This is a genomic window from Algorimicrobium echini (assembly GCF_900115185.1).
Taxonomy (GTDB): Bacteria; Bacteroidota; Bacteroidia; order Flavobacteriales; family Flavobacteriaceae; genus Algorimicrobium; species Algorimicrobium echini.
Genome location: NZ_FOVN01000007.1, coordinates 148353 through 167156, shown reverse-complemented (window position 1 = coordinate 167156; position 18804 = coordinate 148353). Strand labels below are relative to the sequence as shown.

Genomic DNA, 18804 nt, shown 5'->3' with positions numbered 1-18804 from the left:
CAATGAAAAAAATGAACAAAATAGTCTATAACAATAAAATAAAACGTTGGGTTTCCTTCGGGTAACCAGCTTTACGCATATTAAAACATCTAGCCATTCAGGGGCATCATGTCATTAAAAGCGCGTATCATGCAGAGCATAGCAAAGACACCGTTGAACTAACAAAGCCAATCAACTTAACGATTAAAATAATCCCAGGTCAGTTGCAACCCATTCCCTACGGACACTTCTGGCTGGTACCCTAACAAACGTTCCGCTTTAGAAATATCTGCTAAAGAATCGCGAACATCCCCTTGACGTGGTGGCCCGTAAATAGGCTTTAAATCAGAATGAGCAGCCTCTTGTAAGGAGTCCCATAAATAATTAATACTAATACGCTCGCCACATGCCACATTAAAGACTTCATTTTTAGCGGATTCGGGTGCAAAAAAACCTCGAATATTAGCTTGAACAGCATTCGCTACAAAGGTGAAATCGCGGGTTTGCTCACCATCGCCATTTATAGTGGGTGGGTTTCCATCTTTTAAGGCCTGCATAAACAACGGAATGACAGCCGCATAAGCCCCATTCGGACTTTGCTTAGGGCCAAATACATTAAAATACCGTAAGCCAATAATATCCGTACCATAGGTGTTGCCAAAAACAGCAGCATACAACTCATTCACATACTTCGTCACCGCATAAGGCGATAACGGCTTTCCAATTACAGCCTCTACCTTGGGTAAGCTAGGACTATCGCCATAGGTGGAGCTCGAAGCCGCATAAACCATGCGCTTAACAGTTGGCGACTCCTTTAAGGCTATACACATATTTAGAAAACCAGAAATATTTACGGCATTCGTTAAAGCAGGATCATGAATAGAACGGGGCACCGAACCTAATGCGGCTTGGTGACTGACATAATCCATACCAGCCATAGCGGTTTTACAGGTGTCCAAATCACGAATATCACCCTCCAGCAATTCAAAATTAGGCAAGTCCATAAATTCGGTCAAATTCTCCCGATACCCATTCGAAAAATCATCTAAAACACGAACCGTTTTAGCCTGATGCTGAATAAGATAACCAACTATATTACTCCCAATAAAGCCACCACCTCCTGTAACTAAAAAGTGGAACTGTGATAAATCTTGATCGTGAAAAGCATTGTCGTACATGGTATTATAATTTTATGTTATTTATGGTCATTGCAAGGGGCAACAAAGGAGCAACGCGGCAACCTCATCACCATTCAGCCCAAAACCAAAGCCACCTTGGTAACAAGCCCCCTCTGTGAGTTATAATCTAAACAACGTCACTACGCAACGTTTAACTACAAGCGCGCATCCGATTGTGAATTCGGTAATAACGACTTCACATCAAACACAACGCCATGGTCTCCTTTTAAAGCCATGACATCCAACCCTAAAAATTCGTTATGAGACACAGCCAAGACAATCCCCTCATAATTGGTTTGTAAATCTGCAGCGTCACAAATTAAATCCAAACCGTATTCATGGTGCACCTCTTCTGCCGAAGCCCAAGGGTCAAATACATCAACGCTTACATCATAGGTTTCAAACTCACGAATAATATCAATCACACGCGAATTCCGAATATCTGGACAGTTTTCTTTAAAGGTGATTCCCAAAACCAGCACGCGAGACCCTTTAATGGTAGCGCCTTTTTTAATCATCATTTTCACCGTTTCCGTAGCTACATAACTACCCATACTGTCATTCATTTTACGGCCAGCTAAAATAATCTCTGGATTGTAACCACTTTCAATGGCTTTTTGGGCCAGATAATACGGATCAACACCAATACAGTGCCCGCCAACTAAACCTGGTGAAAACTTAATAAAATTCCATTTTGTACCAGCCGCTTCTAAAACCGCTTTGGTATCAATATCTAATAGGCGAAATATTTTTGATAACTCATTCACAAAGGCAATGTTAATATCACGTTGCGAGTTTTCAATAACTTTAGCGGCTTCGGCTACTTTTATAGAAGGAGCTTTATGCGTCCCTGCCGTAATAATAGATCGGTATAAATCATCAACAACCGTAGCTATTTCAGGGGTAGAACCAGACGTGACTTTTAAAATTTTGGTCACCGTATGTTTTTTATCACCAGGATTAATACGCTCGGGTGAATAACCAGCATAAAAATCGGTATTAAAGGTGAGTCCAGAAACCGAAGCCAAAATAGGCACACAAATATCTTCGGTAACACCCGGATATACAGTAGATTCATAAATAACAATATCACCCTTCTTTAAAACCTTACCAATACTTTCACTCGCCTTAATTAAAGGCGTAAACACAGGCTTATTTAAAGAATCGGTTGGTGTAGGAACCGTAATGATATAGATATTTGAATCGGCTAAAGCCTCTACTGAATCGGTAATATACAAACCCCTGTCACCCAATGTATCGGTTAATACCGCTTGAAGTTCGGGCTCGGTAACCTCCAAGGTCCTATCCTTACCGCTTCGTAATTCAGCCACACGCTTATTGTAAATATCAAAGCCTGTTACGGCATATTTCTTGGCAAATTCAACCGCCAAAGGCAAGCCTACATAACCCAATCCCACAATAGTAATCTGATGTTTCTTCATTGATTTATTCTTTAATTAACTCTGTAACGTGCATCCTAATCAAACGGTTAAAATTTGGTTCTTGGAATTTCAATTTTCAAAAACCCCTCCCACCTTGCTAAACTGCATCTTTGGGACACTGTGCCGCCAAAACGCCACAACTAACAACTAACAAGCCGCATCATATCCGTTTTAAAAACTGTTTTATGCGTCCCATAATTCCTTTTTTAGCATCGTCATGGTAAGCATTCCCATATACGCCATAGCCATAACCGTAACCATAGCCATAACCATAACCGTAGTTATGATTGGTTTTATGCTTGTAGAAGTTTAATACAAAATTGATATTCTTAATTTCACCGCCTCGATATTTGGCATTTATAAGTTGCAACATACCCTTTTTAGTATAGTCCAAACGCACCATAAAAATAGACGTGTCTGCATATTTCACCAATTCCAAAGCATCGGTAACAAGTCCTAAAGGCGGTGTATCCAGAACAATAATGTCGTAGGTTTGACGCAGTTCAGCGATTAATGTTTCCATGTTTGTACTCATCAATAATTCGGATGGGTTTGGTGGGATAGGTCCTGCAGGAACCACATCCAAATTAGCAATGTGGGTGTGATTGATAACCGATGGAAAATCCGATTCGCCAATAAAATAATTCACCATCCCAGTATCATTAGTCAAATTAAAATCGTCAAAAATCTTGGGCTTCCGTAAGTCCAACCCTAATAATATGGTTTTCTTCCCACTTAACGCATAAACCGTGGCAATATTAATAGAGCAAAAGGTTTTTCCTTCACCACTAACAGACGACGTAATCATAATGGTTCGGCCACCGGCTTTGGGGTTTTTGTTAAGGATAAACTGCAAACTGGAACGAATAGACCGAAAGGATTCAGCTACAGCCGATTTCGGTTTTTCATAAACCACTAAATTATTATGATAACGATACTTACCAATTAATCCTAAAATTGGAATTTTCGACAAACGTTCCACCTCATCCGACCCATGGATGGTATGATCTAGTAAGAAAATAACGAAAATGAGAAACATCGGAACAAAAAACCCAAGCATCAATCCCATCATGTAGTTTAAGGATTTATTAGGACCTATTAAACCGCCACCAATATCTTTCGCCTCGTCAATAATACTAATATCAGAAATATTAGCGGCTTTCACAATAGCCGCTTCACTGCGCTTATCCATATAAACATTGTAGGCTTCCTGACTAATATCTAGTTTTCGCTGAATTTTTAAAAACTCCTGCTGGTCCTCGGGCAAACCACTTAATTTGGCTTCCAAATTAGCGATGTTGTTATTCAAGCTATTCATAAGAATCCGAATGGTGCTTTTCGTGGCAGCTATGGTTTCTAAAAGCACATTTTTTTCAGCATCAATTTGTCGGTCTAAATCTTTAAAAATAGCCGACCCCTCGCGCGTACTGTACTCATAACTCTGACGCTCAATAGCTAAAGCCGTTATTTTAGACACACTACTCTGGATATTACTTTCTTCAATACCAACAGACGATGGTGCAGCAATACTGGTATAATCGGTTTTCGTGCGAAGGTAATTTTCTAAAGCATCTAAATAATTTAGTTTGCTAGTTTCAGCCTCTTTCTGTATTTCTAAATCTTTAAGTTTACTAGATATATCCGCCATTTCAGTAGAAACATCAAATACCTTATTTTGCTTTCTAAAGGTATTCATTTCATTGGCAAAATCTTTCAAATTAATATTAACAGCACGCAAACTACTGTCAATAAATTTAATGGTATTGGTAGCATATAAGTTTTTGCGTTCCAACTCGGTTTCACTTAATATAACGGCCGTGGTATTTAAGTAATCCACGATTTTCGACTTATTAGTTCCGGCCAAACTTAATCGCAATACCGAAGCAGAGGCATTACTAAAAGGACTAACACCAATACCCTTTTGGTAGCCATAAACAACACCATCAAAATTTCGAAACTGCATAAAAAATTCCTGACCTGGTTTAACAACCCGATCGGGACGCAGCTGCAAAACACCATGAAAAAAAGGTAAATTAATAACGGCGCCTACCTGAAATGTTTTCTGAAACGGCCCAATAGGAAGCGAAACAGGCATGCGTGCTTTGGTATCATACCGTTGTCCTGAACCAGATTCTGATTCAAATTCTGTAAAAACCTCAAAGGTGGAATCCGATAAAAACCGAATCCCAATATAACGACTTAACAGTTGCGGCTGACTCAAATCCGGTTCAAAAATAAAGGGAGCGTCCTTATAAATATCTATTTTTCGATATTTCCCTTCCTTAAAATAATTCATGTACGCTTTTAAGGAATCAACTACTTTTTCGTTGTGGGTACGCGTTTGTAAAGTGGTAATGGTTTTACCCATTTTACCAGATACACCGCCCCAATTAAAAGAAATACTGGTGTTGGCCGTAAAAAAAGGATTCTGATCGTTTTCAACAGAAATAAGCGATTCCAGCTTGTAAACATTCTGTTTCCGAACATTAATAAAGTAGGCAATAATTAAGGCCACGCCAATACAAGCTAGCACAAACTTCCACAGATTTAATACTTTAAATAAATACCCTTTAAAGTCGAAGTTTATACTACCGCCTTCACCTGAATCCACATCTTCATAATCGTATTCTGCCATAATTTAAAGCCTGTCTATAAGTAATAAAGTGGTAGTCACCAATGATAAAGCCGTTATAATGGTACCCAAGGTTTGGATGCCTGTGATACCGGTTCCCCACGTTTTCTGCTTCAATGGTTTTACATAAATAATATCATTCATTTGGATATAATAGTAAGGCGATTCCATAACCTGAATATCCAATAAATTTAAATGGTGTATTTGCTGCCCTTGCGGATACTGCCTAATAATGGTCACATCCTTGCGGTCGCCAGTTACCAAAACATCACCAGCATTGGCCAACGCTTCAAAAATATTAACACGCGGTTGATATAAAGTCTGTGTACCAGTACTACCCACTTCTCCAGTAACCGTAAAACGCAAACCAGTCAGTTTCACCGTAACGAAAATATTAGACGTTTCCTTCAACTCCTCTTCTAACAACTTGGTTTCAAGCATGCTTTCAATTTCTTCGGTTGTAAAACCCAATACATTCACCTCGCCTAAAATGGGAATCCGAATGTTCCCATGCATATCAACTGTAAACCCGTCAAAAAAAGCGCGCTCATCACCAGAAGCATTCAGATCTTTTTCGCCAGTAGGATTAAACATTTGTATATTTCGCTGATCCAAGGCTTTCACACGGATGTTCAAAATATCATTTATCTGTACACGATAGGGTTTTTGCTTTTCAGTAATCACTTGAGTGGTATCGGTTGCCCGTTCCATATTTTGCAAATACACCAATTCTTTATTGGGTATACAAGACACAGACAGCAAGGCAATTAAACCAAGTAAAACAACATATAAATGCTTCATGATGAGGGTGCAAGTTTCTTCACAAATATAGCTTTTCAGTAGGAATATCAAAACTTATCGTATAAATTTTGAATTATTTACGTTCTTTGCAAAAAAATAGACGTTGAACTACCTAACTGTTGAAAACATATCGAAATCTTATGGCGAATTAACGCTATTTGAAAACCTGTCCTTTAGCATCCATAAAGATCAGAAAATTGCCTTTGTAGCTAAAAATGGAACGGGTAAAACCTCTATTTTAAATATGTTGTCTGGAAAAGACACAGCCGATTCGGGACAAATTATCTACCGCAAAGATATTACAGTTGCTGTATTGTCTCAAGATCCAGACCTCAATCCAAACCTCACAGTGGAAGAAGCCATTTTTGACACCTCCAACCCCATTTTAGAGGTTATTAAAGGCTATGAAAAAGCTTTAGAAAACCCCAACGATGCGGAGGCCTATCAGAAAGCGTTTGAACAAATGGAAATCCATCAGGCTTGGGATTTTGAAACCCAATACAAGCAAGTTCTATTTCAACTAAAACTGGATAACCTCAACCAAAAAGTAAGCGCTCTATCGGGTGGCCAAAAAAAGCGACTGGCTTTAGCAAATGCACTGCTTAAAAAACCAGATTTATTAATCCTGGATGAACCAACCAATCATTTGGATTTAGAAATGATTGAGTGGCTCGAGGATTTCTTTGCTAAAGAGCAAATTACCCTGTTTATGGTAACACACGACCGGTATTTTCTAGAACGTGTTTGTAATGAAATTATTGAATTAGATCATGGACAACTGTATACCTACAAAGGAAATTATTCGTATTATTTAGAAAAGCGCGAGGCGCGAATTGAAAACGAAGCAACCGAAACAGGAAAAGCCAAACAGCTCTTTAAAAAAGAATTGGACTGGATGCGTAGACAACCAAAAGCACGTACCACCAAATCCAAATCGCGAATAGACGATTTTCACGATATCAAACACCGAGCTAACCAACGCAGACAAGATCATCAAATCCAATTAGAACTGAACATGGAGCGTTTAGGTAGTAAAATACTAGAGCTTCATAAAGTGAGCAAAAGTTTTAAAGACAAAACCATTCTCAACCAGTTTGAATACACCTTTAAAAAAGGCGAACGAATTGGTATTATTGGTAAAAATGGAACGGGTAAATCAACTTTTTTAAATATAATCACCCAACGACAACAACCAGATGCTGGGAAAGTAGTAATCGGTGAAACCGTAAAATTTGGTTATTATACCCAAGCAGGTATCACCATCAAACCAGAACAAAAGGTTATAGATGTTATTAAAGAGTACGGCGAGTATATTCCTCTAAAAAAAGGAAACCAAATTAGTGCTGGACAGTTATTAGAACGCTTCCTGTTTAGTAGAAAAAAACAATACGATTTTGTTGAAAAATTAAGTGGTGGCGAACGTAAACGCCTCTACTTGTGCACCGTATTAATTCAAAATCCAAATTTCTTAATTTTAGATGAGCCTACAAACGACTTAGATATTGTTACCCTAAACGTTTTAGAAAGTTTTTTATTAGATTTTCCAGGCTGCCTGATGGTGGTATCGCATGACCGCTATTTTATGGATAAAATTGTAGACCACCTGTTGGTATTCCGTGGTGAAGGCCTCGTTGAAGACTTCCCAGGCAACTATTCTGATTTTAGAGCTTACGAAGATAGCCAAGAACCAGAAACAAAAGAAGACGACAAAAAAGAGAAGAAAAACTGGAAAAAAGATGCAAACACGAAACTATCTTACAACGAACAAAAAGAGTATAAAAACATTGAAAGTAAAATAAACAGCTTGGAGTACGATAAAGCAGAAATAGAAAAAGAATTCTTAAACCCAGAATTAACACCTGAACAAATTAATGCCCTGTCAGAGAAATTACAAAAGATTCTCGATGAAATTGACGAAAAAGAAATGCGCTGGTTTGAGTTAAGTTCCAAGCTGGAAGAATGAATCTAGGTGCCAATTACTCTAAATTATAACTGAACACTCAATACGGCAATCTGAATACCGAACACTGAACACGTGTACCAACAAAAAAAATACATACAGTTCCTATTAAAATCAACCAATCAGCATGGTGTCCACTCGCCATTTATCTTTGATGTTATTACAAAATGTTTTTACAATAAAACCAATTACACGGATTATCAAGAATTAAAAGCTTATAGAAACGCATTACTCAAAAATAAAGAAACCATCCTCATAACCGATTTGGGTTCAGGTTCTAAAAAAACCAACAAAACAGAGAGACGCATTTCGGAATTGGCTAGAACAGCTGGAACACCTTTAAAACGAGCTCAATTAGGGTATCGCTTAACCCAATATTTTAAACCCAAGCATATTTTAGAGCTAGGCACCTCATTAGGTATTGCCACACAAGCCATGCATTTAGGACACACTAAAACACAAATCACGACTATAGAAGGCTGCTCAAATTTGTCAAAATTCACACAAGGAGCATTAACAAACTATAAAAACATCCAATTTCTAACGGGTGATTTTAGCAAACACCTTAAAAATGGAAACCAACAGTCTTGGGACTGTATCTTTTTTGACGGCAACCACACAAAGCAAGCCACACTAAATTATTTTGAAACCCTCCTGCCAGCAGCCCACAACGATACTATTTTCATTTTTGATGACATATACTGGTCTAAAGGCATGACAGAAGCTTGGGAAATAATAAAACAACACCCAAAAGTAACAGCCACCATTGACACCTTTTTCTGGGGTTTTGTGTTTTTCAGAAAAGAACAAGGCAAAGAACATTTTACCATCCGGGTTTAGTTGCAGTGTTCAATTTACACGAACCTTTTCACTCGCATCTCATTTCTTTTTTCTTCAGCTTAATGGATTCTTAATATCAAAATAACTAAATAATCAATAACTTTTAACTTTACCCCTTCCCATTACTACTCATTCACTCAATATGCAATCAACACACACCTAATCACTAATCCCTAATCCCTAATTCCTAATTCCTAATCCCTAATCCCTAATCCCTATTTCCTACTTCCTAACTCCTAACTCCTAATCCCTATTTCCTAATGAACCCAATAACTTAAGAACTTTTAATTAGTCATTTTTCACTTTTAACTTTAAACCCAGAACCACACCTGCCTGCCAAAGGCAAGAACCCGGAACCCCAAAAACACAAAAGAATCCTTTGCCTAATCCCAGAGAACCATTAACTTTGAATAAGAAAAAATAGCTATGAAAATTTATACAAAAACAGGCGACAAAGGAACCACAGCGTTATTCGGTGGAACCAGAGTCCCGAAACATCATATTCGCATTGATAGCTACGGAACTGTAGACGAACTTAATTCACACTTAGGACTTATTCGCGATCAAAACATCGATACCCATTACAAAGAATTACTCATGCATATTCAAGACCGCTTATTTACGGTTGGTGCTATTTTAGCCACTGATCCTGAAAAAGCAGTATTAAAAAACGGAAAGGAACGTTTAAATATCCCTAAAATTTCAGATGCCAATATTGAGCGTTTAGAACAAGAAATAGACAACATGAACACGGCTTTACCACCCATGACACATTTTGTATTACCAGGTGGTCATCAAACCGTGTCATTCTGTCACATAGCACGCTGTGTGTGCCGTAGAGCCGAACGTTTAGCATCTGCCCTAAACGATTTAGAACCTATTGACCCCTTGGCATTAACCTATTTAAATCGCCTATCTGACTATCTTTTTGTATTGGCACGAAAGTTGTCCTTTGACTTAAACGCAAATGAAGTGAAGTGGATTCCTGAAAAGCAGTAACCATTTCAAAACAACACAGTATTAGCCTTTAATTGGATTTCATATAAATCAGAAAAGGTACGTTCTTATAATTAATGTGTAATTAATTGATTTTTTTCTTGTGTATTTAAACTAAAAATTTATTTTTGCAAAAAATTAAAACGAATTACAAATGTATTGGACATTAGAATTAGCATCTTATTTAAGTGATGCGCCTTGGCCAGCGACTAAAGACGAACTTATTGATTATTCAATTAGAACGGGAGCGCCATTAGAAGTAGTTGAAAATTTACAATCTATTGAAGATGAAGGCGACTCATACGAGTCTATTCAAGAAATCTGGCCGGATTATCCAACAGACGAAGATTACCTCTGGAATGAGGATGAATATTAATACTATTAAAATTTAAAAAAGTCTCGTCCAGAGGCTTTTTTTTATGCAGTAATACACAAAATACTCGAACAAAAAACGTTTTTTTGTAACGCAAAAGAACAAAACATATATTTATTATTAGTAGCAATGCTAATACAACCATAAACACCTAACAAATGAGTTTTTTAAATTCAGTCCTTAAGGTATTTGTTGGCGACAAGTCGAAACAAGACGTAAAAGCCATCATGCCTCTAGTTGAAAAAATTAAAACATTCGAAGCAGCTCTTGAGAAATTATCTCATGATGATTTGCGCGCTAAAACCAGCTACTTTAAAGAAAAAATAGCAGAGGCTAGAAAACCGCTCAATGCCGAAATTGAAGACCTGCTTAAAAAAGCCAATGAAACAGAGGATATCGATCAACGAGAAGATATCTATTTGGAAATTGACAAAATAAAGGACACCATTTACACGGTAACCGAAGAGGTATTGAATGACATACTTCCAGAAGCCTTTGCTGTTGTAAAAGAAACAGCAAAACGTTTTGTGCATAACACAACTATTTCGGTAACAGCAAATACCTTCGACCGAGAAATTTCTGGTGAAAAAGAGTATGTTACCCTTGAAGATAATCAAGCCGTTTGGTCAAATTCTTGGGATGCTGCAGGAAAACCAATTACCTGGGACATGATTCATTATGACGTGCAGTTAATTGGTGGTATTGCTATGCACCAAGGTAAAATTGCCGAAATGCAAACTGGTGAAGGTAAAACATTAGTAGCTACGCTTCCCGTATATTTAAATGCGCTAGCAGGAAAGGGCGTGCACCTGGTAACCGTTAATGACTATTTAGCAAAACGAGATAGCGCGTGGATGGCGCCTATATTTGAATTCCACGGTATGCGTGTAGATTGTATAGATTACCACCAACCCAATTCGGCAGCTCGTAAAAAAGCCTATTTAGCAGATATTACCTACGGAACCAATAACGAGTTTGGCTTCGATTACCTACGTGATAATATGGCACATGCACCAGACGATTTGGTCCAACGCCCACACCATTATGCCATTGTGGATGAGGTGGATTCCGTATTAATTGATGACGCACGTACACCATTAATTATTTCAGGACCGATTCCGCAAGGTGATCGTCATGAATTTACAGAATTAAAACCAAAAGTAGATAGTATCGTTTCTGTTCAACGTAAATACTTAACAGGTGTTTTAGCAGAAGCCAAAAAACTCATTGCTGAAGGCGACACCAAAGAAGGTGGCTTTCAACTATTACGTGCTCATAGAGGTATTCCTAAAAACAAAGCTTTAATTAAATTTTTAAGTGAAGAAGGTATCAAACAACTCCTTCAAAAAACTGAAAATTTTTACATGCAAGACAACAACCGCGAAATGCCAAAAATTGACGCGGAATTGTACTATGTGATTGAAGAAAAAAATAATCAGATTGAACTAACCGATAAAGGAATTGAATTCCTATCGGGTGAGGATGATCCAAATTTCTTCGTCATGCCTGAAATAGGTGTTGAAATTGCTAAAATTGAAAACCAAGGTTTATCATCTGAAGAAGAAGCTAATTTAAAAGAAGATTTATTTAGAGATTACGGAATTAAATCCGAACGAATTCACACCTTAAACCAATTGCTAAAAGCATATGCCTTGTTTGAAAAAGACAACCAATATGTCGTTATGGACAACAAGGTGATGATTGTAGACGAGCAAACGGGTCGTATTATGGATGGGCGTCGTTATAGCGATGGCTTACATCAAGCCATTGAAGCGAAAGAAAATGTAAAAATTGAAGATGCTACACAAACATTCGCTACGGTAACCCTTCAAAACTATTTCAGAATGTACCGCAAACTGTCCGGTATGACAGGTACAGCCGTTACTGAAGCAGGTGAATTCTGGGAAATTTACAAATTAGATGTGGTTGAAATTCCAACCAACAAACCAATTGCACGTGATGACCGTGAGGATTTGGTATACAAAACCAAACGTGAAAAATACAATGCCGTAATTGATGAAGTAACCAAACTATCACAAGCGGGTCGTCCAGTGCTTATTGGTACGACCAATGTAGAAATTAGTGAGTTGTTAGGTAAAATGCTTTCTATTAGAAAAGTGCCGCATAACGTATTAAACGCGAAGCTTCATAAAAAAGAAGCCGATATTGTCGCTGAAGCTGGACAGCCAGGACAGGTTACTATTGCAACCAACATGGCTGGTCGTGGTACGGATATTAAATTAAGTGAAGCCGTTAAAAAAGCAGGTGGTTTAGCCATTGTGGGTACAGAACGTCATGATTCACGTCGTGTGGACCGTCAGTTACGTGGTCGTGCTGGTCGTCAAGGAGACCCTGGAAGCTCACAATTTTATGTATCATTGGAAGATAATTTAATGCGTCTTTTTGGTAGTGAACGAATTGCCAAAATGATGGATAGAATGGGATTGGAAGAAGGCGAAGTGATTCAGCACGCTATGATTTCAAAATCTATTGAGCGTGCACAGAAAAAAGTAGAGGAAAATAACTTCGGTGTGCGTAAGCGTTTGTTAGAATATGATGATGTGATGAATTCCCAGCGTGAAGTGGTTTACAAACGTCGTCACCACGCCTTACATGGTGAGCGTTTACGTGTGGATTTAGCAAACATGATTTATGATACCTCTGAAGGTATTGCAGAAACGAATAAAGCCGCTAACGATTATAAGAATCTGGAGTTTGAAATGATTCGATTCTTCTCCATGAGCTCACCAGTTACCGAAGCTGAATTTGGAAAATTAAGCGTCCAAGATTTAGCAGGTAAAATTTACAAAGCAGCTTTTGAACATTACCGGTCTAAAATGGAACGCAATGCCGAATTAGCATTTCCTGTTATTAAAAATGTGTACGAAACGCAGCGTGATAAATTTAAGCGTATTGTGGTACCATTTACCGATGGTGTAAAAAGCATTCAGGTAGTCACAGACCTTGAAAAAGCTTATGAAACCAATGGAAAACAATTGGTAAATGACTTTGAAAAAAACATCACATTAGCCATTGTTGATGATTCGTGGAAAACGCATTTACGTAAAATGGATGAGTTGAAACAATCCGTTCAATTAGCGGTACATGAGCAGAAAGATCCTTTGCTAATTTACAAGTTTGAAGCATTTGAGTTATTCAAAGGCATGATAGATAAAGTTAATAAAGATGTAATTTCATTTTTATTTAAAGGAGAATTACCGCAAGAAACAACCAATGCTATTCAAGAAGCGCGTCAATCTAATAAAAAAGAAAATCTTAAAACTGAAAAAGAAGAAATTCAAAATTTAGATGAACGTTCGGCACAAAATCGAGCAGCTGGAAACACGCAGCGTCAACCTGAAGTGGTAGAAACAATTGTTCGCGATAGTCCAAAAATTGGACGTAATGATAAAGTAACAATTAAACATGTTATGAGTGGTGAGAACAAAACAGTAAAATTTAAACAAGCTGAACCATTAATAGCCAAAGGTGATTGGGTATTAGTAAATGACTAACAGCTAATTAGATGCAGAGTATAAGAAAAATCCGAAGAATGTCTTCGGATTTTTTTTGTTTGTGGTTCACATAACGGATATTTATTATGCTTCAACGAAAACTCACCGTTTATTCTTAAAAACTAAAGCCTTATAACTATTTTTACTACGGTATTTCTCAATTAATTTTTTTCGATTAATAGCACGAAAACGAAAAAAATAATATGATGTTTCTGATTAATTTTAACAAACCAATGCGGTTTCTTGTTTTTACAATCGCATTAAGTACAATGCTATTAAGTCTTAATAGCTATTCTCAAACCATTAGTTTTGGTTCAACAGGCTTAATTAATGAAGGTGTTTTAAACCCGACTTCATTAGATTTTGGCCCAGACAACCGGTTATATGTTTCTCAACAAAATGGCCTAATTTGGGCCTATACCATTGAGCGCGATAATGCGAGTTCAGGAAATGGTCAATATACTGTTGTTGCCAGTGAAGAAATCACTCAAATTCGTACTGGAATCCCTAATCATAACGATTTAGGAGAATTCAACCCAAGCCAGCAACGCCTTGTAACTGGCATTCTAACAGCCGGAACAGCATTAAATCCCATTATATATGTTACCTCATCCGATTACCTATTAGGTGGCGGTTCCGGTGGTAATGATAGCAATCTAGATACCAATTCGAGTATGATATCTAAACTTGAAAAAATAAATGGTGTCTGGGAAAAAACAGATTTAGTGAGAGGGTTGCCGCGTTGTGAAGAAAATCATGCCATCAATGGCATGGATATGTTCGAAAAAGATGGCGAAACCTTTTTACTGGTAGCTCAAGGTGGACAAACCAATAAAGGGGCTCCAAGCAATAATTTTGCTGGAACACCCGAATTTTTCCTATCTGCAGCGATACTTATCGTAAACTTAACACAGTTGGAAGGGATGCCAGTGTATACGGACCCGAGAAGCAACACAGACTATGTATATGATTTACCAACGCTTAACGACCCTACTCGAATTGATATTGATAACACACATCCAGACTTTCCGTATCCGCCAGGACATCCTATGTATGATGCCTTTATTGATATTGGCGATCCTTTTGGTGGACATAACAGCTTAAATCAAGCATTTACAGAAGCTGGAGGCCCTGTCCAAATATTTTCACCTGGATATAGAAATGCTTATGATATTTTAGTCACCGAAAATAACCGAATCTATACATCAGACAATGGTCCAAATGCACTTTGGGGAGGCGTTCCTAGAATTTATGATATAGCAACTAACACATATTTAGGTGATGAAAGCACCATTACATACGACTCAAATTTACATTACATATCTAATGAAATGAATGAGAGTGGCAGCGAATTTTCAGAGGACCCACTTCATTTTATTGGAACCACCAATGATGCGAATGGCACTTATTATGGTGGTCACCCTAATCCCATTCGTGCATTTCCTTCACGTGCTAATGTCATTGCCTATGAGAAAATTAGTGGGTCATGGGTCGCTACGGAAACCCATCAAGTTGCCGATTTATTAGTAGGTTCAGAAGGCTATTTTAACACCTCTTTTTCAATAGCTAACTTCCCGGATAATCCGGAACAAGGGGAATACCTCATGGATGAACCTATCAACAGTCCTAAAAATAACATTTTAGATGTTAAAGCGGCTTCAACAAATGGGCTTGTTGAATATACAGCTACCAACTTTGGTGGTGTCATGCAAGGCAATATTTTAACCGCGTCATTTAATGGTGATATCAATCGGTATATATTAAATGCTGCTGGTGATATGGTTTTAGAACAAGAGGTTCCTTTTAACGGTTTTGGAAGCATTCCGTTGGATGTTATTGCTTTAGGCGACGAAGCTATTTTTCCAGGTACCGTTTGGGCCGTAACATACGGCGCTAATAGTATTACGGTATTTGAACCATCGGATTTAATTTGCCTACAACCAGGTGATGCAGGTTATGACCCCTTAGCGGATAATGATGGCGACGGTTATACCAATCAAGATGAAATTGATAATGGAACCAATATCTGCTCTCAAAGTAGTAAACCTAAAGATAACGATAATGATAATATTTCCGATTTAAATGATCCTGATGATGATAATGATTTAATCCTAGATGTTAATGATGCATTTGCTTTGGATGCCAATAATGGTACCACCACAAATCTACCAATTGATTACCCTTTTTGGAATAACAATCCAGGAACGGGTTTGTTTGGTTTAGGTTTTACTGGACTGATGTTAGACCCTTCAGGAAACACAGATTATTTAGACCAATTTAATGAACAAGAAATGTCATTCGGTGGTGCAGCTGGAAAAGCAACAGTAGATGCTGTTTCTGAAGGTGATGCTTTTGAGAATTTAAACAATCAAGATTATGGTTTTCAGTTTGGAATTAATGTAGATAGTAATTCAAACCCATTTACAGTACATTCCAAAATTGAATCTCCTTATTTCGGGTCCAACGGAAGTCAAAATAACCCTGTAGATTTTCAATCTTATGGAATGCAGATTGGTACTGGAGATCAAGATAACTACTTGAAATTTGTTTTTATGAATGGAACGCTTAATAATGATGCCCTTCATGGTTTACAGCTCGTTATAGAGTCCAATGGTGTTGTAACTTTAAACACAACTTATGATATTCCAAACATAATCAATTCAGGATCGATAGATTTATACATTTCTATAGAGCCTGCAACCGGATTGGCACAACCCTTCTACTCCACCGACAATGGTGGAACCTTAAGTTTGTTAGGACCAGCCATAGCATTACCCTCTAATTTTTTAGATCCATTAGATGCACAAGGTATGGCAGTTGGTATTATATCAACTTCTAGATCGGCAGCAACACCCAACCCATTTACTGCTACTTGGGATTTTATCGAAGCCTATGAAAATCAAAATGGGGTGGTTTCCATTAACCCTACTAATTTAGATTTTGGTGTCACACCTGTAAATAATTCCCAACGTACCAAATACATTGTTTTAAATAATGAGGGTGGACCAACAGATGATGTGATTACCGTAACCGCATTAAATTTCACAGGAACTGATGCTGCTTTATTTGCATCGGATGTTTTAGTCCCATTTACCATTAATCCAGGTTCGTCTGTAAAAATTCCTATCGACTTTATTTCTGATAATATCCTAGGTGTTAAGTCTGCTAACATGGAAGTTGTACATTCCGGAGTCAACTCAAATGTTTCCATGTCATTAACTGGTGAATTAACTGATATATACACACCTTTAGTTCGTATTAATGCAGGAGGTCCTCTTGTTTTAGCATCAGATGGAGGTCCAGATTGGGAAGATAACACGACAACAACAGGCGACTCCTACACTGTTTCTTCTGGCTCATCTTATTCGTCTACCGAAGTTTTCTATGCTAATCGAGATGCATCGATTCCTAGTTATATTGACGCAAGTACCTATTATGATGTTATGCATATTCAACGTAGTAATAGCGACCCTGCTTATCCGATGATTTTTTCCATAGCAGTACCAAATGGCGACTATATAGTTAATCTTTATTTTGCTAATTTATATAATGGTACGTCAGACCCAGGTGAACGTGTGTTTAGTGTGAATATTGAAGAGGAACGTTTATTAGATAATTTTGATATTTCAGCTGAATTTGGTCACCGTCAAGCTGGATTGGTTCAAAATAATGTAACGGTTACTGATGGTGTTTTAGAAATTCGCTTTTTTGAAAACATTGAAAACCCACTTATCAATGGTATTGAAATTTTAGGAATTGCCTACCCCGAATTACAATTACAACCAATAGCAGATAGAACCAGTTGTGAGTTGGAAATATCAGACTTTCAAGCCGAAGGTTCTGGCGGAAATCCATTAGATAACTTAACGTATTCCATATCTGGTCAACCTGCTGGAACGGATATAGAACCAACCAATGGGTTAATTTTTGGAATTGTTGATGAATCGGCTGTTTCTGGCGGACCAAATAATGATGGCGTGTATACTGTAACCGTTACCTTAAGTAAACCAGGAAGTATAGATGTTCAGCAGAGTTTTACTTGGACAATTTTAGATGATACAGAAGCGCCCATGATATCATGCCCAGATACGATAACCGAAATTTTAGCGAGTGGTGCAACCGAAACAACAGTCTTAATAACCGAACCAACAGCAACCGATAATTGTAGTAATACCATAACCTATTCTGGTGTAAGGTCTGACGCATTATTGTTGTCAGATCCCTTTCCAATAGGAGACACTATCATTACATGGACTGCTACAGACGCATCCAATAACACCTCATCAAGTTGCAACCAAACGGTTACGGTTTTAGAGCCCATTTTAGTATCTCCAAAAGCCTATTTACAAGGTGCAGCTATAAACCCTAATACGGGTGAGGAAAGCCTCATGCGAGATGATTTAAGAGTTGCAGATTTAATTCCAACCACAAGTCCTTATACAGATGGATTAGTTTGCAATCCTTCAGTGTTTTTAATAACGGGTAACAATGCTATTGTAGATTGGATATGGATTGAATTACGAGATGCCGTAACAAATACCATAATTGTAGATGCTAAATCGGCATTATTACAACGTGATGGTGATGTTGTAGATGCTGATGGCGTTTCACCAATACACTTTGAGCAAGAATCAGGAGATTATTTTGTGGTGGTTGACCACAGAAACCATTTAGGTATTATGACAGGTACCGTAGTAGCACTTTCTAATACACCAACTGTTATTAATTTTACAGATGGCTCAACAACCACATTTGGATTAGAAGCGCAAACAAACTTTGGCATGCCTGCCGGTGTTTTAGGATTATATGGTGGTGACATTAACGGAAATAATCAGTCGCGCTATCTTGGTCCTAATAATGATTCTGCCAGTTTAAAAACGATTATATCCAATGCTTCTGGCAATACTACCAACAGCAACTATTATCCATTTGCAACCTATAATACTGGAGATATAAATTTAGATGGTGTTGTGCGCTATTTAGGACCCGAAAACGACAAAGGATTATTAAAAAACATCATTATTAACCATGTTAACAATCCTGCATCAAATTACTATCCTATTTCAGAACAAATGCCAAATTAATTCA

At 37.7% G+C, this 18804-nt stretch carries 10 protein-coding genes; 6 read left to right on the top strand and 4 right to left on the bottom strand.

Going from position 1 to position 18804, the window contains the following annotated elements; genetic code table 11:
• Positions 1–176 precede the first annotated feature (176 nt).
• The 4 genes from BM239_RS14165 to BM239_RS14150 form a co-directional block, all read right to left on the bottom strand.
• Positions 177–1157: an SDR family oxidoreductase gene (locus BM239_RS14165; RefSeq protein WP_092209778.1), complete on the bottom strand. Its 981-nt coding sequence runs from the start codon at positions 1155–1157 to the stop codon at positions 177–179.
• A gap of 155 nt (positions 1158–1312) precedes the next feature.
• Positions 1313–2599, bottom strand: a complete 1287-nt coding sequence (locus BM239_RS14160; RefSeq protein ID WP_092209776.1) for a nucleotide sugar dehydrogenase — start codon at positions 2597–2599, stop codon at positions 1313–1315.
• 160 nt (positions 2600–2759) lie between these two features.
• Positions 2760–5234 carry a polysaccharide biosynthesis tyrosine autokinase gene (locus tag BM239_RS14155; protein WP_092209774.1) on the bottom strand — a complete coding sequence of 825 codons (2475 nt, stop codon included), beginning with the start codon at positions 5232–5234 and terminating at the stop codon, positions 2760–2762.
• 3 nt (positions 5235–5237) lie between these two features.
• Positions 5238–6032: a polysaccharide biosynthesis/export family protein gene (locus BM239_RS14150; RefSeq protein WP_092209772.1), complete on the bottom strand. Its 795-nt coding sequence runs from the start codon at positions 6030–6032 to the stop codon at positions 5238–5240.
• 103 nt (positions 6033–6135) lie between these two features.
• Here BM239_RS14150 and BM239_RS14145 point away from each other — a divergent pair, with 103 nt between their 5' ends.
• From BM239_RS14145 to BM239_RS14120, 6 genes are all read left to right on the top strand, one after another.
• Positions 6136–7995, top strand: coding sequence for an ABC-F family ATP-binding cassette domain-containing protein (locus tag BM239_RS14145; protein ID WP_092209770.1), 1860 nt, complete (start codon positions 6136–6138; stop codon positions 7993–7995).
• A gap of 72 nt (positions 7996–8067) precedes the next feature.
• Positions 8068–8832 carry an O-methyltransferase gene (locus BM239_RS14140; protein WP_092209768.1) on the top strand — a complete coding sequence of 255 codons (765 nt, stop codon included), beginning with the start codon at positions 8068–8070 and terminating at the stop codon, positions 8830–8832.
• A gap of 426 nt (positions 8833–9258) precedes the next feature.
• Positions 9259–9831 (top strand): cob(I)yrinic acid a,c-diamide adenosyltransferase, encoded by a 573-nt coding sequence (locus tag BM239_RS14135; RefSeq protein WP_092209766.1) that lies wholly within the window; start codon positions 9259–9261, stop codon positions 9829–9831.
• A 151-nt stretch (positions 9832–9982) separates the two neighbouring features.
• A complete protein-coding gene (locus BM239_RS14130) occupies positions 9983–10204 on the top strand; it encodes a DUF2795 domain-containing protein (RefSeq protein ID WP_008637498.1) in 222 nt (73 codons plus the stop codon).
• A gap of 155 nt (positions 10205–10359) precedes the next feature.
• The gene (secA, locus tag BM239_RS14125) at positions 10360–13716 is read left to right on the top strand and encodes a preprotein translocase subunit SecA (RefSeq protein ID WP_092209764.1); all 3357 of its coding nucleotides are present in this window, start codon (positions 10360–10362) and stop codon (positions 13714–13716) included.
• Between the two features lie 233 nt (positions 13717–13949).
• The gene (locus BM239_RS14120; RefSeq protein ID WP_177209054.1) at positions 13950–18800 is read left to right on the top strand and encodes a malectin domain-containing carbohydrate-binding protein; all 4851 of its coding nucleotides are present in this window, start codon (positions 13950–13952) and stop codon (positions 18798–18800) included.
• Positions 18801–18804: the final 4 nt, after the last annotated feature.

Coding starts and splice junctions, on each gene's coding strand:
- BM239_RS14165 (WP_092209778.1), bottom strand. CDS start 1,157: ATGTACGACAATGCTTTTCACGATCAAGATTTATCACAGTTCCACTTT.
- BM239_RS14135 (WP_092209766.1), top strand. CDS start 9,259: ATGAAAATTTATACAAAAACAGGCGACAAAGGAACCACAGCGTTATTC.
- BM239_RS14150 (WP_092209772.1), bottom strand. CDS start 6,032: ATGAAGCATTTATATGTTGTTTTACTTGGTTTAATTGCCTTGCTGTCT.
- BM239_RS14155 (WP_092209774.1), bottom strand. CDS start 5,234: ATGGCAGAATACGATTATGAAGATGTGGATTCAGGTGAAGGCGGTAGT.
- BM239_RS14160 (WP_092209776.1), bottom strand. CDS start 2,599: ATGAAGAAACATCAGATTACTATTGTGGGATTGGGTTATGTAGGCTTG.
- BM239_RS14130 (WP_008637498.1), top strand. CDS start 9,983: ATGTATTGGACATTAGAATTAGCATCTTATTTAAGTGATGCGCCTTGG.
- secA (WP_092209764.1), top strand. CDS start 10,360: ATGAGTTTTTTAAATTCAGTCCTTAAGGTATTTGTTGGCGACAAGTCG.
- BM239_RS14120 (WP_177209054.1), top strand. CDS start 13,950: ATGCGGTTTCTTGTTTTTACAATCGCATTAAGTACAATGCTATTAAGT.